The 15,520-nt window shown below is 53.4% G+C and carries 16 protein-coding genes; 2 read left to right on the top strand and 14 right to left on the bottom strand.

Translation table 11 applies throughout. From position 1 onward, the window contains the following. Positions 1 to 133: 133 nt before the first annotated feature. The 3 genes from ACJ9Y9_RS11640 to ACJ9Y9_RS11630 form a co-directional block, all read right to left on the bottom strand. Complete coding sequence (locus tag ACJ9Y9_RS11640) at positions 134 to 574, bottom strand: GNAT family N-acetyltransferase (RefSeq protein ID WP_028017401.1); 441 nt, start codon at positions 572 to 574, stop codon at positions 134 to 136. Between the two features lie 74 nt (positions 575 to 648). After that, entirely contained in the window at positions 649 to 1,236 is a 588-nt protein-coding gene (locus tag ACJ9Y9_RS11635) for a hypothetical protein (RefSeq protein ID WP_028017402.1), read from the bottom strand. Further along, on the bottom strand, positions 1,236 to 2,198 hold the full coding sequence (locus ACJ9Y9_RS11630; protein WP_028017403.1) for a hypothetical protein: 963 nt from the start codon (positions 2,196 to 2,198) through the stop codon (positions 1,236 to 1,238). The genes ACJ9Y9_RS11635 and ACJ9Y9_RS11630 overlap by 1 nt, the downstream gene beginning before the upstream one ends. 177 nt (positions 2,199 to 2,375) lie before the next feature. Between ACJ9Y9_RS11630 and ACJ9Y9_RS11625 the strand changes: the two genes are divergently transcribed. After that, complete coding sequence (locus ACJ9Y9_RS11625; RefSeq protein ID WP_028017404.1) at positions 2,376 to 2,924, top strand: GNAT family N-acetyltransferase; 549 nt, start codon at positions 2,376 to 2,378, stop codon at positions 2,922 to 2,924. Here the strand turns inward: ACJ9Y9_RS11625 and ACJ9Y9_RS11620 are convergent. The 9 genes from ACJ9Y9_RS11620 to sad all read right to left on the bottom strand — a co-directional run bounded on the left by ACJ9Y9_RS11620 (position 2,912) and on the right by sad (position 13,272). Further along, positions 2,912 to 3,826: a bestrophin family protein gene (locus ACJ9Y9_RS11620; RefSeq protein ID WP_028017405.1), complete on the bottom strand. Its 915-nt coding sequence runs from the start codon at positions 3,824 to 3,826 to the stop codon at positions 2,912 to 2,914. The genes ACJ9Y9_RS11625 and ACJ9Y9_RS11620 overlap by 13 nt on opposite strands. A 200-nt stretch (positions 3,827 to 4,026) precedes the next feature. Next, entirely contained in the window at positions 4,027 to 5,478 is a 1,452-nt protein-coding gene (locus tag ACJ9Y9_RS11615; protein WP_028017406.1) for a tagaturonate reductase, read from the bottom strand. 116 nt (positions 5,479 to 5,594) lie between these two features. Continuing rightward, positions 5,595 to 6,122 (bottom strand): GNAT family N-acetyltransferase, encoded by a 528-nt coding sequence (locus ACJ9Y9_RS11610; protein WP_028017407.1) that lies wholly within the window; start codon positions 6,120 to 6,122, stop codon positions 5,595 to 5,597. Positions 6,123 to 6,204: 82 nt separating this feature from the next. Beyond that, positions 6,205 to 7,170, bottom strand: coding sequence for a sensor domain-containing diguanylate cyclase (locus ACJ9Y9_RS11605; RefSeq protein ID WP_028017408.1), 966 nt, complete (start codon positions 7,168 to 7,170; stop codon positions 6,205 to 6,207). Positions 7,171 to 7,289: 119 nt separating this feature from the next. Then, positions 7,290 to 8,729 carry a GGDEF domain-containing protein gene (locus tag ACJ9Y9_RS11600; RefSeq protein WP_028017409.1) on the bottom strand — a complete coding sequence of 480 codons (1,440 nt, stop codon included), beginning with the start codon at positions 8,727 to 8,729 and terminating at the stop codon, positions 7,290 to 7,292. A 112-nt stretch (positions 8,730 to 8,841) separates the two neighbouring features. Then, entirely contained in the window at positions 8,842 to 9,198 is a 357-nt protein-coding gene (locus tag ACJ9Y9_RS11595) for a DUF4186 domain-containing protein (protein ID WP_028017410.1), read from the bottom strand. After that, positions 9,198 to 10,124, bottom strand: coding sequence for a glutaminase B (glsB, locus tag ACJ9Y9_RS11590; protein ID WP_028017411.1), 927 nt, complete (start codon positions 10,122 to 10,124; stop codon positions 9,198 to 9,200). Before glsB ends, ACJ9Y9_RS11595 begins: the two co-directional genes overlap by 1 nt. Positions 10,125 to 10,186: 62 nt before the next feature. After that, complete coding sequence (locus tag ACJ9Y9_RS11585; protein ID WP_028017412.1) at positions 10,187 to 11,776, bottom strand: methyl-accepting chemotaxis protein; 1,590 nt, start codon at positions 11,774 to 11,776, stop codon at positions 10,187 to 10,189. Positions 11,777 to 11,883: 107 nt separating this feature from the next. Beyond that, positions 11,884 to 13,272 carry a succinate-semialdehyde dehydrogenase gene (gene sad, locus ACJ9Y9_RS11580; RefSeq protein WP_028017413.1) on the bottom strand — a complete coding sequence of 463 codons (1,389 nt, stop codon included), beginning with the start codon at positions 13,270 to 13,272 and terminating at the stop codon, positions 11,884 to 11,886. A 99-nt stretch (positions 13,273 to 13,371) separates the two neighbouring features. Between sad and ptrR the strand changes: the two genes are divergently transcribed. Then, positions 13,372 to 14,250 (top strand): putrescine utilization regulator PtrR, encoded by an 879-nt coding sequence (gene ptrR, locus ACJ9Y9_RS11575; protein WP_028017414.1) that lies wholly within the window; start codon positions 13,372 to 13,374, stop codon positions 14,248 to 14,250. Here the strand turns inward: ptrR and ACJ9Y9_RS11570 are convergent. Beyond that, complete coding sequence (locus ACJ9Y9_RS11570) at positions 14,204 to 14,686, bottom strand: GNAT family N-acetyltransferase (RefSeq protein WP_028017415.1); 483 nt, start codon at positions 14,684 to 14,686, stop codon at positions 14,204 to 14,206. The two genes, ptrR and ACJ9Y9_RS11570, sit on opposite strands and share 47 nt — an antisense overlap. A 71-nt stretch (positions 14,687 to 14,757) precedes the next feature. Further along, positions 14,758 to 15,519, bottom strand: coding sequence for a DeoR/GlpR family DNA-binding transcription regulator (locus ACJ9Y9_RS11565; RefSeq protein WP_028017416.1), 762 nt, complete (start codon positions 15,517 to 15,519; stop codon positions 14,758 to 14,760). Between the last annotated feature and the right edge of the window lies 1 nt (position 15,520).

Raw genomic sequence — 15,520 nt, 5'->3', positions numbered from 1 at the left:
GGTTGAGTACATTTCACGGGGATATAACAACACCTCAATGTATAGCGGATATGTGCGAAAGCGGGTTTATTGCAAGCCTGTGTATGTATCCCGGGCGCTGATACAGTGTGATACAAACACAGGCGTTACAGATTTACAGGGAGAGGCGATAGCGGACGTAATCGTCAGCTTCACCATATTTATCATAGAGTTTACGCGCCGGATTGTTCTCCCGGGTGACCCAGTATAGTTTTGACCACCCTTCCCGTTTGCCTTCCTCTATCAGAGCATCAATGAGCGCCTTTCCGGCTCCCGCCCCGCGCTCGGTGGCATCGACAAACAGATCTTCCAGGTAACAAATGGGCGCTGTCGACCAGGTTCCTTCGTGCAGAATGCACATCGCAAAACCGATGACCTTTTCGTTCTTCTCTACTACGCGGCAGAACATCTGTGAACGATCTGATAACGCCCTTTCCCATGTCGATGCGGTCACAGACTCCTCGAGGAAGCAGTCATAAAAATGGGTATAGCCATCCCACAGGGGACGCCATTGAGAATAATCATCTGCGCGTAAAGCTCTTACCGTGACAGCCATGTATTCCCTCGTATTACAAAGAGTTCGCCATTATCAAAACCCGACTTAGTTTTCGGTAACGTCACAACACCTCTTTAACGGATTTTTAGCCGCATTTCACGTGCCAGCCTGGCAAGACGCTGAGTACGACAATACAGCGTAAACAGCACAAAACCACTGCTATTCATCACTACCCGACAAAGTAACAGTGCGGAGAATGCGATGACTAGTGGCCAAATACTTCCGTCATGGGAAAGCAGAAGATATAGCGTCTGAACGAGGGTTAGTACCAGCATAACTATGAACAGCGTCATAAACCCCAGCAATCCCGACGTTGCCCCTCGTGCCAGAAGCGCGCTTATAACAATGAGCGCGCCTGTCATTATTAATGATGGTACGAAAAAGCTCAGTGCATGATTTAATGGAGATAACCCCTGCATAGTATGGAGAAAAGGCAAAAGGTTAAACGCAAACACCACTAAAAACAGAGGGAACAACGTGGCTACCGGGTAAGGATTTTGACGCGGCAACTCGCTAAGGGGACGAGAAAAATACTGTTCCATCTCGGGAGTGGAATAGTTCAACAAACGAGGATCACGACGAGCAATAGCTTCCTCTATCTCTCTGCCATGCTGCAGAAGATCCAGGAAAACCCGTCCGGTTAAAAAACTCAGAAACCTCATCAGAATACCGCCAGCGACTGGATGGTACCGATAATGTATTTACCGGTCCGTGGTATGTTACTGGGCGCTGCAACAACTCCACTGACTGCACTCCCAGCCAGAGCCGCGGCACTTGTGACCACTTGTCCAAGTTGTCGAGTGAGTTCTATCTGAACCGGTCCGGTAGGAAAGCGTTTCGGATAAAGACCTGCGCGAATAAGAGCTTTAATCTCTTTGTTACTTATACCCGGGTTTTGTGCGCGAATTATCAATTCGGTCAAACGAGCGCGATCCTGACGAGGATAGTTTTTCAACCACTCAGTGGCTTTCAAAGAAGATATGGATTTCATTGCACGCCAGGTGGTAATCGCTTCTTTTAATGCACCTCCGGCACTTGCTAACGAAATTAAATCCAGTGATGTAGAGGTTGCTACGTACCATTCTTGCGTATCGAGCCAGGCAACATTTCCGCCACCGTTTTCAACCAAATCATAGATACGATAAAGACCATTAACACATTGCAACCCAGTGGCGATGGTACCAGCGTAGCCAATAGCCACTAAGACGCCACTGCCTCCTGCGGTAATAGGTGTTGCTGCAGTGCCCGCAAGCATCACGCCTCCAGTAATGATCATCGCACCACATGAAAGTACTGTTGATGCTAGCTCAGTTCCCATGGATGTGGATGTCACTGCATCAGTCAAGGATTTACCTACGATAGAAGCGGATGGCTGGGATGTTGCTTTAGTTACAATAACATGGGTTACAATGCCACTTTGCCCATTAGCATGACGTTGCCCAGATCGAACCAGGTAGCGTTGAGCACCGTCAGAATAAATGATCCCGGCCTTAGCAAATTCGCGATTACAGTCCATAGCGGAACCTAGCGCGTTGAAATCAAAATCTGCAGCCCCAAGCCCTGCAATGCGTGCAAAATCATAGCCGGGGAGATTTCTCTCAGGGTTCATTCCAGGCAAAACCATACAATACTCCTTTTGCGTGTGGATAAGTTGAACTCAACCTATCTGACTGTAACCGTTCGGAATGCAAAGCAAAATTTTGGTAGTAAATTACTTATAACGCAACCAAATAGAATGTGATAGAAGTGAAAATATCAGAACCCAAACAAAAGCATAACGCTTAAATATGGAGATCCGCGGATGACGATACCGACTCTCACGACAGAACGCCTATTGCTAAAACCGTTGGTTGCCGAAGATGCCGTCCAGATACAGAAGCTTTATCCGCGCTGGGAGATCGTCCGCTATATGGTCTCTTCTGTACCCTGGCCCTACCCGGATAACGGCGCGGAAAACTATGTCAATAATGTGGCGCTGCCGGATATGGCAAAAGGAATTGCCTGGTTCTGGAGCATCCGCCGTCGCGACGTTCCCGATGAACTGATGGGCATTATCTGCCTTTACGATGTCGAAGATAATAACCGTGGTTTTTGGCTGGATCCGGAGTTTCAGGGTCAGGGATTTATGCGTGAGGCCAGTATTGCAGCAACGGATTATTGGTTTAATACACTGAACAAGTCGGTATTGCGTGCGCCAAAAGCCGCTGCAAATAGCCGCTCCCGACGTATTTCGGACAGTAGCGGCATGCGGCTTATCAGGACAGAAAAGAAAGCGTACGTCAGCGGAATACTGGATTCTGAGCTGTGGGAGATCACCCGCGACGAGTGGAACGCCCGTCAGGTCAGCTGATAATGTTTATCCGGCATCAGCCTGTCAGGAATAGTCTCTTCATCGTTCATCTGCAGCAGATCGCGTTCCATCATGTTGCAGATGGCGTCCAATGGCAGGTCATTATTTTCTGTACCAAACGGGTCTTCCAGTTCTTCCGCCAGTGCATCCAGCGAGATGAAAGTGTAAGAAATCAGCGCAGAGACAAACGGCGTCATGTAATGCAGGTCCACAACCAGCGCGAACGGCAGCATGATGCAAAACAGATACACCGTACGGTGCAGAATTAACGTATACGCAAACGGCACTGGGGTCGTCGCAATACGCTCACACCCAGACAGAACGATGGACATGTCGTTCAGACGGTTATTCAGACTGTGGAAAAGAATGTCTGATAGTTGTCCGTTACGACGTCGAACAGCCAACCACTCTCCCATGATCAGCAAAATACGGTTCGCCGGCGAGTTGGCTTCCATCACTTTTTTTAAATCATCTGCGGCAAGATAGCGAGAGAACTGACCGGCGTTCATTTCCCGGCGCAGGGTCATGCGTAAACAGTTGGCGAAGGCAATCTGCAGGCGGACAAATTCACCCAGATACTTATCGTCTGGTAGGGTGTTTTTTACCTCGCGAAACAGAGAGCGGGCCGCTATCATCAGTTGCCCCCAAAGCAGGCGAGCTTCAACGTAGCGCGAATAACAGGCGTTGTTTCTGAAACCTAAAAAGATAGCGATCGCCACGCCGAGAATGCTAAATGGCGCAACCGTAAATTTGATGCCGAGAGAGGTATACCACGGTAGCATCACGATCACGGCGATAGATAACAGGAAGTTAAGTAATAGTCGGGTATAGATTTTAGGCAGTACTGAGCCATGCCAGACAAAAATCATTTGCAGCCAGTGCTGCTTAGGACGAACAATCATAGTGAGTTTCAGAAAAGAAAAGAGCGTGGTTATTAAACGTGATCCCCCACACGGTTGCAAGCATGTTAATGGAACATTGAATTTTCACACCTGTTTAGCTTTAACCGCACGGTGCTGCATCTGAATTTTAAAACAGGCATAATAGTATGTTGTAACTAAATGGCGTTATTATTAAACCCGGCCGAAGCCGGGTAACGTCCTTAGCAAAGCGGTTTTACCGCTGAGCGCATTCCTTTCAACAAAATGGCATCAAGATCCAGTGTCACCTGGTCTACGAGGCCACGAACCTGAGTGAGATCCTGCTCCCAGTGCTCACTTACGCTCAATACCGCCTGCACCAGCTCACGGGTACTGATCTGCTTATCGTGATGCTGCGCCCACAGCTGTTGATAACGTTCGAGCCAGTGTGCATCATCCTGCACCGGATAGCGTTCCCCGTTACGCTCTGCACGATAGAACGCCATCAGTGCCGCTAAGGCAAATGTCAGGCGTGCAGGTAATTTACCTGTCGCTTTCTGCCCTGCCAGCAGCTGCGGCAGTATACGAGTGCGATATTTGGTCATGCCGTTGAGCGCAATAGAGAGCAACTGATGCCTGATGTAAGGATTACGGAACCGACCTGTTACCGCGCTGGCGAAAGATTCCAGTTCATCACGCGGTAGATCCAGAACAGGAATAATTTCCTGATAAATCGCTTTCTCGACGAAGGCGCAAACGTCGCTATCATTCATCGCCTCACCTACCGTATCCAGCCCTGCCTGAAATGCCACCGGCACCAGCGCCGTGTGTGCACCGTTCAGAATCGCGACTTTTCGCTCTTTGTATGGCTTGATGTCATCAACAATCAGCACATTTAGCGGGTATTTATCCAGGCAAAGCTCACGGGCAAGGGATGCCGGTCCCTGAATGACAAATAAATAGAAATGTTCAGCCGTATCCAGGAACCCATCGTGATAACCCAGCTCAGCTTCCAGCGTGGCCACTTCGTCACGCGGATAACCGGTCACAATACGGTCGACCAGCGTCGAACAGAAGCTGTTGGCCTCGTTCAGCCAGCGGATAAAAGCGGCAGGCAGCGCCCACTCTTGCGCATAGCGCAACACCAGTTCACGAAGTGCATCTCCGTTGTAGTCAATCAATTCACAGGGAATGATTATCCAGCCTTTGTCTGGCGCGCCGTTGAAGTGACTGAAACGCTCAAACAGCAGTCGCGTCAGCTTCGCCGGGTAACTCACTGCGGGGGCATCTTCAAATCTGTCACCGGCGTGATAACTTATCCCGGCTTCGGTGGTATTCGAGAAAACAAAGCGCATATCCGGGTTGTGAGCCAGTTTCAGGAACTCATCATACTGGCTATAGACGCTGATCTCCCGGTTAACGGAACGGATAAGACGGGCATCGCTCACCGCCTCACCCTGCGCATTCAGGCCACGAATAATCGTGGTATACAGGCCATCCTGTGTGCTAAGCGACGGCGGGAAGTCACTTTGAATAGGACGAACGATAACCACACCAGCGTTAAGATCGGTATGTTCATTTAACAAATCGAGTTGCCAGTCGACGAACGCACGCAGGAAATTGCCTTCACCAAACTGAATGATACGTTCAGGATATTGCGCACCGGGAAAATCACGACGGTTGAGAGTGTCCACTTTAGGTTCCTTTTATAATTAGTCATACAGCCTGATAAGATTGGTACGATAACTTATCAAAACCTGACGACCAGAAACCCTGTTTTGATCAATCCCGGTGCAGTTGTGCAAAATAATTACAGGAACTTGTAGAACACGGACGTGGCCGTCATGGCACCGTCCGGCATAAGAGCATAGCGTGGGATCTCGCCGACCTTTTGCCAGCCAGCGCGCTGGTAAAACGTCTCGGCGCCGCTGCCTGCGGAAGTATCAAGCACCAGCACGGAAATGCCTCTGGTTCTGGCCTGAACTTCAAGCGCTTCCATTAGCGCCATCGCGGCCCCTTTCCGACGCGCTTTCTCATGAACCAGCAGCTTCGCTACATCGGCGCGATGCGGCTGGTTTTCCGGCTGGTCTGTGATTAACTGCACCGTTCCGATGATGCCGTCCTGCGGGTCGACACAGGCCAGCACGAGGCGCTCATTGCGCCCTACGCTTTCAGCAATACCGCGCCAGAAAGAGCGGCCCTTCTCCAGACTAAAGGGAAACATAAAGCTGACGGATGCGCCGCCGTTGACACAGTTTTCGAGGATCCCGGCCAGGGCATCAATATGGGTGAGAATGTCTTCGCGGGTGAGGCTTTTGATTTGCAGTGAGGTATTCATTGTTATTCCTTACGTTGAATACGCTCACTGTGCATTTAACATCTTCTTAACGCAAACGGATCGGACATAGGCTTTTGTTATGTCACCGGGCGCGCTGGCGCTGCTGTTTCATGGCATACATCTTTTCATCAGCATCTTTTAACCACTGCTGCAGGTCGTTGCCGTTATGATCGAATTCACTTAGCCCCCATGAGAAGTGAAGCGACCAAGGGTGTAACTTGCGGGCGTTATAGTTTTCTACCTGCTCGACGAGGTACTGCATGGCAATCCAGGCGCCCTGCTCATCCGTATCCGCAAACAGCACGGCGAACTCGTCCCCGCCAAAACGAACCAGCAGATCCGCTTCACGGAAAGAAGCACGCATCAGTTGCGCCATGGCTTTCAGCGCCTTATCCCCCTCTTCATGCCCGAAGCGATCGTTAATTTCCTTAAAGCGATCCAAATCCAGCCAGCCGAGCGTCAGCGGCTCGGCCCGGCGCCGGGCAACGGAAAGCGTGAAACGCACGAGTTGATTAAAACCCCGACGGTTGAATAGCCCGGTTAATTCATCCGTGGTCGCCGCGCTGATGGCAGCAAATTCATCTTCCGCCAGTGCGCCAAGGTCTCCCAGGACAGCAAGGTCGGCGTCAGAAAACTCCCGGGGAGCGTAATCAATCAGGCACAGTGAACCAACGCTTGCGCCGTCACGCAGGCGCAGCGGGAAGCCCGCGTAGAAACGAACACCGGGTTCGCCTGCCACCAGCGGATTATCAGCAAAACGATCGTCCTGTAGCATATCTCCCACCACCAGCGGCGCTTCGGTAAGGATCGTATGGCCACAAAATGAGATGTTACGTGGCACACTGCCGGGTGCCTGCCCATCGGCTGATTTAACGATCAGGGCATGTTCATCAATAAGATTGACCATCGCAAGCGGCACCTGGAAGAATCGCTTTGCCAGTCGTGTTAAGCGGTCAAACGATGGGGAACCGTCAATCTCGAGCAAACCAGACTCACGCAGTGAGTTAAGACGTTCCGTTTCATTTTCAGGGATTGCAGGTGCTTTCATAATGTCTCCTGACGTAAAGCGTTACTCAAAGCGTAGCTTAAACAGGGACATTGTCAGTGTTCTAACATCCTGCTAAGTCGCTTACTATTCACGTCAATGCCTTATGACGATTAACGCAGCTATGTTTCACTCCCGGAGGTCGCGGCAATTTGCTCGTCCGACACCCGGGCGCTGGTACGATTTCGACCCGCTTTTTTTGAACGATAGAGATGATCGTCCGCTTCGGCCATCAGTTTGTTGAAGACCTCAGTCAACTGCCATGACTCAGCCTTGCCACTCCCCAGGCCAATACTGACCGTCAGATGGAGCGCTTGCTGACGCCATGTAAAAGGGTGACTGGAAACAGTGGACCGGATACGCTCAGCCAGTTCAAAACCATTCTGTGCGTCGCCAGAATTTACCACCACCGCGAACTCTTCTCCGCCCATTCGCGCCACCATCCCATCTTCACCAACGACTTCCTGAACCTGCTGGGCGAACGACGCGAGCACACGATCACCGCACTCATGGCCGTAGTTATCATTAATGCTTTTGAAGTAATCAATATCCAGCAGCATGACGGTCAGAAAACGTGAATGGCGGTGCGTTTCTTCACGCTTTAACGCCTCATAAAGGCCGGAACGCGAGTAAACCTGCGTTAAAAAGTCGTAATCCGCCCTGAGAGAAACCTGGCGAATCAGGGAATTAATCGCTGCCATGCTGACGGATACCATCACCGGGCAGATTGCCATTGTGGCGATCCCCAGACGGGCTGAAAACATCATCGGCGTCGTAAACGGCGTCGCCACGGCAATATTAATAATCGAGTTGGCGACCAGAATGATTTCAGTCGCGCCCGTGATAAACGTCAGCAGACAGGTCGCAGGCAATGAGTAGCGAACCGCACACCAGATAAGCGCTGGAAGAGGAAATGAGAGACTCCCCGCCCCGCCAATCACCACCGATGCAACCACCGAGACGATCAAGGCAATCACCGGCAAGAGCTGTTCAAGACGTAACCTGAATTCACGCAGGGGCATACGTAACGTGAGCATACAAGGCACAACAAGCACGCCGGTTGAGAATTGTTCGCTAAACCAGTCGGCAAACAGCGGCCAGAAGGTGTGACTATCAATCCCCACTGACCCCACCGCACCGAGCAACGCACAAAGCAGCGCGGCAATCAGGCAGTAGTTAAACAGACGTAACGCGTTGAGCGGGTCGGGGGTTTTCTTCATTAACCGTCTGTCGCGCTGAACCAGCACGGCGACAACAACGATAAAGATCATATTAGACAGATTAATCACCACTGAGGCCATTCCCCAGTTGGTCGTCACTGCGTCGTACGTCAGCATAGCAACATACGACACCGCGTAATAATGCAGGCGATTCAGATAGACATAACGGGCAAAGATCCCCGCCATGACGCCATTCAGCGGCCAGAACAGCGACAAAGCCTCAATCAGCCGTAATTCCGCCCCGACAAAATAGAACAAGGAGGTGAGAATAAAAATCGCCAACGCATTTCGCAGCGGCGTATCGGGTTGGAACAGCCTGAAAGCGGTAAGAGCAGAACGCATTAAATATCATTCCATATGTTGCTTATGGCAATTACTGCGGTCGTCAGCATGATCGGGACTAACTTAGGATGCATCTATAACACAATTACAACGGGATCATAACTCGTCAAATTTAGGTGTTCATCTGGAGCACCAGCCAGTGGTGGATCACGCTGACGATATAATGCTGTTGCTGCGCCGTAAGCTGAACACCCTGCGGAATGTTATGCCATTTTGCCAGACAACCCCGACAACAGGTGGCCGTAGCATGTTGGGCAATAAACACCGGGTGACCACGCATCGGTGTCTGTTTGCCATCATTTACCGGCAAGGCCGGAGCAAGGCGCTTTTCTACAAAGTCAGCGGCATGCCGATCGATGGTTTCGGCACCTTTGTCCCAGCAGTACTGTCTTTCCCTATCACCTAAGCGAAAGCGCGAACGAAAAGTCGATCGCGCCAGGCGGGAAAAGAGAGGGTCAAGGTCAGGCATCAGTACACGGAACGCCCAAGACGCTGGGTCAGTTTTTCCAGAACCGCCACACCGGCAAGTGAATTCCCCGTTTCATCCAGCTCCGGGCTCCAGACGGCAATCGCCATTTCATGAGGCACAATTGCCACCACACCGCCGCCAACGCCCGATTTTGCCGGGAGGCCGACGCGCCAGGCAAACTCGCCAGCGTTTTGATACATCCCGCTGGTTGCCATCAGCGCATTAATCTGACGCGCCTGCAGAGGCGAAACCACCGGCTGGTTAAGATGCGGAGCGTGCCCCTGGTGCGCCAGGAACAGGAATGTCTGAGCCAGCTCAACGCAGCTCATTTTCAGGGCGCAGTAATGGAAATAATTTTGCAGAACAGTCGCCACGTCATTATGGAAATTGCCGAAGGATTTCATCAGCCAGGCGATGGCGGCATTGCGGGCGGAGTGTTCAAATTCCGAGCGCGCAACCACCGGATCGTAGGCGATATCGTCTACGCCTGAAAGCTGGCGAACAATCTCAAGCATTCGCTGACGCGGCGCGCTGAGGCGGCTTTGCAACATGTCGCAGACCACCAGCGCCCCGGCATTGATAAAGGGATTTCGCGGTTTACCCTGTTCGATTTCAAGCTGCAGCAGTGAGTTAAAAGGCTGGCCGGAAGGATCTTTACCCACGCGCTGCCAGATCTCGTCACCTTCATACTGGCGCATAGCTGCAACCAGACTCAGCACTTTGGAAATGGACTGAATGGAAAAACGTTCAGTTGCGTCGCCTGCCTGGTATCGCTGTCCGTCCAGGGTGCAGATAGCGATGCCAAGTTTATTCCCGCTGACCGAGGCAAGGGCCGGAATGTAGTCGGCAACTTTCCCCTTTCCAATTAACGGACGAACCTGCGCCAGAATCTCGTCCAACATCTCATTATGGATGACCGCAGCCACACTTTGCTCCTTGCCCTCAGGCTAAAACGGGCTGCGAGTATAACAGAGGCTAATGTATTGCGTCAGGCGCTAAGACGAAAACGCGAAACCGCCTGCAATAAAAGATCGGATTGCTTTTGCAGCCGCACTGAGGAATCCGAGGCGTCAGAGACCAGTAAATCCGTCTGACGGGAGACCTGATTAAGCGCCTGCAGCTGGCTCGTCATCCGATGAATACTCTCTCCCTGACTGAGCGTGGCGGCTGAGATCTCATTCAGCAAACTACTTAAATTCCCCACCAGACCGGTGACCTGCTGCAAGTTCTCCTCCATCAGGTTAACGGCGCGGGAACCGTCTTCAATGCCCTGCAAAGAGCGATTGATTAGCTCCTGGATAGTCTGCGTCGAATGACTGCTCTTTCTGGCCAGCAGTCCGACTTCCCTGGCGACAACGGCGAACCCCCGCCCCTGGTTCCCGGCATGGGCAGCCTCGATGGCGGCATTCAGCGCCAGGATATTGGTCTGAAACGCCACGCTGTCGATCATTGCCACGATCCCGCGCATCTCTGAGGATCGGTCGACGATCGCCTGCATAGAGGCATTAACGGCAGACATCATCCGATCTCCGCCAACTACCGCCTGGCGCGCTTCATCAGCCCGCGAGCTGGCGAGTCTGGCGTAACCGGTGTTCCCTTCTACATGCGTTTCCAGTGCCGCAATATGCGCCGTTACGTCCTCAAGCTCTTTCGCCTGACGTGCCGACTGCTGATACAGCTTCTGGTTGCCCTGCGCCAGGGCACCAATGTTCTCAACCATAGAGGTGGTCGCATTGCTGACCTCAGACACCAGCTGCTGCAAACCCTGTTGCATGGTGGCAATACTGTCGCTGAGCTGCCCTATTTCCCGGTTGAAACGTATGACACCCGGCGGGATGCCGGAGAGATCTCCGGCAGCCAGTCGGTTGATATGCGCAATCAACCGACGCAACGGCGTAATCACCCATCGGGACATGCCGAACCAGACGGCAATAGCGATGGCGAGTAACAAAACCGGAGCAAACAGGAACAACGTTTGCAGACCGGAAAGCTGCGCCATCAACGTCTGGCGGCCCTGCACAGCCTGCTGCTCGCTGGCTTGCTGGTAGCGCGCGTAATTGTCGTTAAAGTCTGTCTGAAAAGCCTGAGCCGGTACGGCAAAAAACGCGTCGATAGTGTTGGTTTTGACCAGACCTTCCGCCTGCTCTTTGATCGCGCCGTAGAACAGCTGATAGCTGTTCGTCAGGGCTTCATCTTTCGGCGGATTGAGCGCCAGCCAGGCCTTCCATGCCTGCTGAGAAACCGTCAGCGCCTTTTGCGCGTCATCCATCAGGCTATGCCAGCTTCCGTCGGAGCCGGTCTCTTTATCCTGCATAAACCAGACGCCGGATCGGTTAAGCAGATCGCTTGCTGCCAGCAGGGAAACGCGGGCCAGATCCAGCTTACTCTGTTGCTGATACGCCAGCAGATTTTGCTGCTCGTTGCGTTGGGCTTCGTTCAGTGAGGCGTTAAGCAAAAATGAAGAGGAGAGCTGCAGCGCGGAGAAAAGGCCAATAATACAAAAAATACCCGTCAGCAGGCCAAAGTGACGAGGGATAACACGCTGCGCAATACGGCGGAAAATTTGCGTTAGGTTCATGATTTTCTTCATTAACAATGCGTTAGACGCGTGCGAGTCTACGAAATGAAAATGACAGAACCATTGCAAAGAAATGACAACGGCCCTCGTGATGAGGGCCGAATAAATTACACGCGATCCTTCCACACCGTCTGCACGTTGCAGAACTCATGCAGCCCAAAGTGGGAAAGCTCGCGGCCAAAGCCGCTTTTCTTCACGCCACCGAAGGCCACGCGTGCATCGCTGGCACTAAAGCCGTTGATAAACACGCCGCCGCACTCCAGCTCGCGCGAGAATTTATCCGCAAGCGCTGCGTCAGCGGTAAAGACGGTTGCTGACAGACCAAAGTCGCTGTCATTGGCAAGCGTCAGAGCGTGCTCCGCGTCTTTCGCAACCGTAATGGCCGCGACCGGACCAAACAGCTCCTGGCGGAAGGCCGTCATCTCAGGCGTCACATTGCCGAGTACGGTCGGGGCATAATAATTGCCCTCACCGCTGATTTTCTCCCCGCCCAGCAGCAGTGTTGCCCCTTCAGCCAGCGTGGCCTGCACCTGCTGATGCAGTTCATCCCGCAGGTCAAAACGCGCCATCGGGCCAATATAGTTCTCTTCCCGATCCGGAGCACCCATCTTCAGCGCAGAAACCGCATCGACAAAACGTTGGGCAAAGGTATCCGCAATACCCTCTTCCACAATGAAGCGTTTTGCTGCCGCACACACCTGTCCAGTGTTCTGGTAGCGACCCGCCACCGCCGCCTTCACGGCAAGATCGAGGTCGGCATCGTTGAGAACAATAAACGGATCGGAACCACCCAGCTCAAGCACGCATTTTTTCAGCGCCGCCCCGGCCTGGGCGCCAATCGCCGCACCGGCACGCACGCTGCCGGTTACGGTAATTGCCACAATACGACGATCGTTAATCACCTGGCTCACGCCATCATTAGTGGCATTCACCCAACCAAAAACGCCTTCAGGAAACCCTGCGTCTGCAAAAATCTGCGCAATAAGATCGGCTGAACCGAGGACGTTTGGCGCATGCTTAAGCAGATAGCTGTTCCCGGCGAGCAGGATCGGTACCGCACCGCGCAGCACCTGCCAGAGCGGGAAGTTCCACGGCATCACCGCGAGAACCGGTCCCATTGGTCGGTACTCAATCATCGCCTTCTGGTTTTCCACCAGCGTGGGCTCCGCACGCAGCATCGCCGGGCCATGCTCTGCATACCAATCGCACAGACCGGCGGATTTTGCCACTTCCGCCCGCGCCTGCAGAATGGGTTTTCCCATTTCCCGGGAGATCGTCTGCGCCATCTCTTCCGCACGGTTGCGCAGCGCTGCGCCGAGATCGCGTAGTTTCTGCGCACGGTGTGAAACGCTTTCGCGTCGCCACTGACGAAAACCCGCGTCAGACAGTGAAATCGCGTGCTCAACTTCCTCCTGGGTTGCCCACGGCCAGGCTGCGAGCATTTCCCCCGTCGTCGGGTTCACAGAGAGGGCATGTGTTGCAGGTGAATAAGTCATGATGTTCTCCACGTTAAAACGGTTGATTAATTGTGGCCCACTCTGCTATTTCTTAAAAATGAATAATACTAACCACCTTATTCACGAATCGAGAATGTTATGGATTTAACCCAGCTTGAAATGTTTAACGCCGTCGCACAGACGGGCAGTATCACCCAGGCGGCGCAGAAGGTGCATCGCGTGCCGTCTAACCTGACGACCCGCATCCGCCAGTTGGAAGCTGACCTTGGCGTTGAGTTGTTTATTCGTGAGAACCAGCGTTTGCGTTTATCCCCCGCCGGGCATAACTTCCTGCGCTACAGCAAGCAGATCCTGGCGCTGGTGGATGAAGCGCGCATGGTCGTCGCGGGAGATGAACCCCAGGGGTTATTTGCCCTCGGGGCGCTGGAAAGTACCGCTGCGGTACGCATCCCTGAGACGCTGGCGCAGTTTAACCAGCGCTACCCGCGTATCCAGTTTGCCCTTTCTACCGGGCCATCCGGGACGATGATTGATGGCGTACTGGAGGGAACCTTAAGCGCCGCCTTTGTCGACGGGCCACTTTCGCACCCGGAGCTGGAGGGAATGCCCGTCTACCGCGAAGAAATGATGCTGGTCACCCCCGCCGGACATGCGGAGGTCAAACGTGCCACGCAGGCGAGCGGTAGCGACGTCTACGCTTTTCGCGCGAACTGCTCGTACCGTCGACACCTGGAAAGCTGGTTTCATGCGGACAGAGCCACGCCCGGGCGCATTCACGAGATGGAGTCCTATCACGGTATGCTCGCCTGTGTTATCGCGGGTGCGGGTATTGCGCTGATGCCCCGTTCAATGCTGGAAAGCATGCCGGGGCATCATCAGGTTGAGGCGTGGCCGCTGGCGGAAAACTGGCGCTGGCTGACCACCTGGCTGGTGTGGCGCCGCGGGGCAATGACTCGCCAGCTGGAGGCCTTTATAGCGCAGCTAAACGAACGTCCACAACCAGTGCCTTCTCCATAAACAGGCTGAGGGGATCGTCAACGTACGGCGCAAACGCCGGGCGCATTTCGTACCCGCACTGTTCGTAAAGCCGAACCGCAGCGCGCTGTTTGATGCCCGTCTCCAGCCGTACCGTGTGGCAATGTCGGCTGAGGGCTTCGTCCTCCAGTGCGGCCAGCAGCGTCTCTCCAAGATGTTGGCCCCGATGGGCCGGGTCGATATAGACCCGCTTCATCTCCCCCGTTCCGTCACCGTTGAGAACGACCGCTCCACACCCGACAGCCTGGAGCTGCTGGTCGCGAATGACCATCAGGATAAGTGAGGCTTCCGGCAACGCAGCCAGGTCGAGCAGATGATTGCTTTCGGCGGGATAGAGTTCGCTCTGGTAGCGGTCGAGCGCCGCGATCAGGGTGAGAATGTCCGGATGACGTGCAGATGCAGAGGAAATGGAATACATGGCAGGCTCCTTGCTATTTTGTTTTTAACATAGCGCAGGCCTGCCGGGGTGCTTCATAGTATTAACTTATGTCATGACGCCAGCGTCAGCGGGATATCCAGCGCCCGAAGCTGCGCCTGCGTCGTTTCATCCAGCCTGCCGTCGGTGACAATATCCGTGAGGGTATTAAGATGCGCTACGTTAAACAGCGACCAGGCACCGTACTTGGAGCTGTCCGCCAGCAGCACGCGACGTTTTGCATTGGCAAGTAAATCACGCTTCAGCGCGGCCTTCTCTTCCGTTGGCGACGTGATGCCGCGGGTGATATCCCAACCGTTGCAGCTGACAAAAGCCACGTCCGGCCACACGTTTTGCAGCAGGCGACGCCCGTGTTCACCAATGCAGGACTGGCTCGAATCATCGATACGCCCGCCGATAATCGTCACTTCAATCTGGCGGAACTCCGAGAGAAATAGCGCGATGTGCAGGTCGCTGGTGATTACGCGAAGCGGCAGATGCGTCAGCTGACGCGCAAGTTCAATCATCGTGGTACCGGCATCAAGCACAATGGCGTCACCTGCCTTAACAAAGCTCGCGGCCGCGCTGGCGATGGCGTGTTTTTCCGCCAGGCTGCGCTGCATTTTTTCATGCGTCGTGGGCTGGGAAGGAATAAACCGGTTGAGGGTGACCCCGCCATGGGTACGGCTGATCACCCCTTCCTGATCGAGCTTGATCAAATCCCGGCGAATCGTCGCCGGCGAGGCATCGGTAATCGCCACCAGCTGATCCACCGTCACCAGATTGTGCCCTTTCAGGTAATCCATTATCTGCTCTAACCGGTTATATCCCTTCATA

The sequence above is a fragment of the Enterobacter sp. CPE_E1241 genome (assembly GCF_045618265.1).
Classification (GTDB): Bacteria; Pseudomonadota; Gammaproteobacteria; order Enterobacterales; family Enterobacteriaceae; genus Enterobacter; species Enterobacter adelaidei.
Note: the sequence above shows the minus strand (reverse complement) of the source record. Positions and strands in the feature narration are given on the sequence as shown.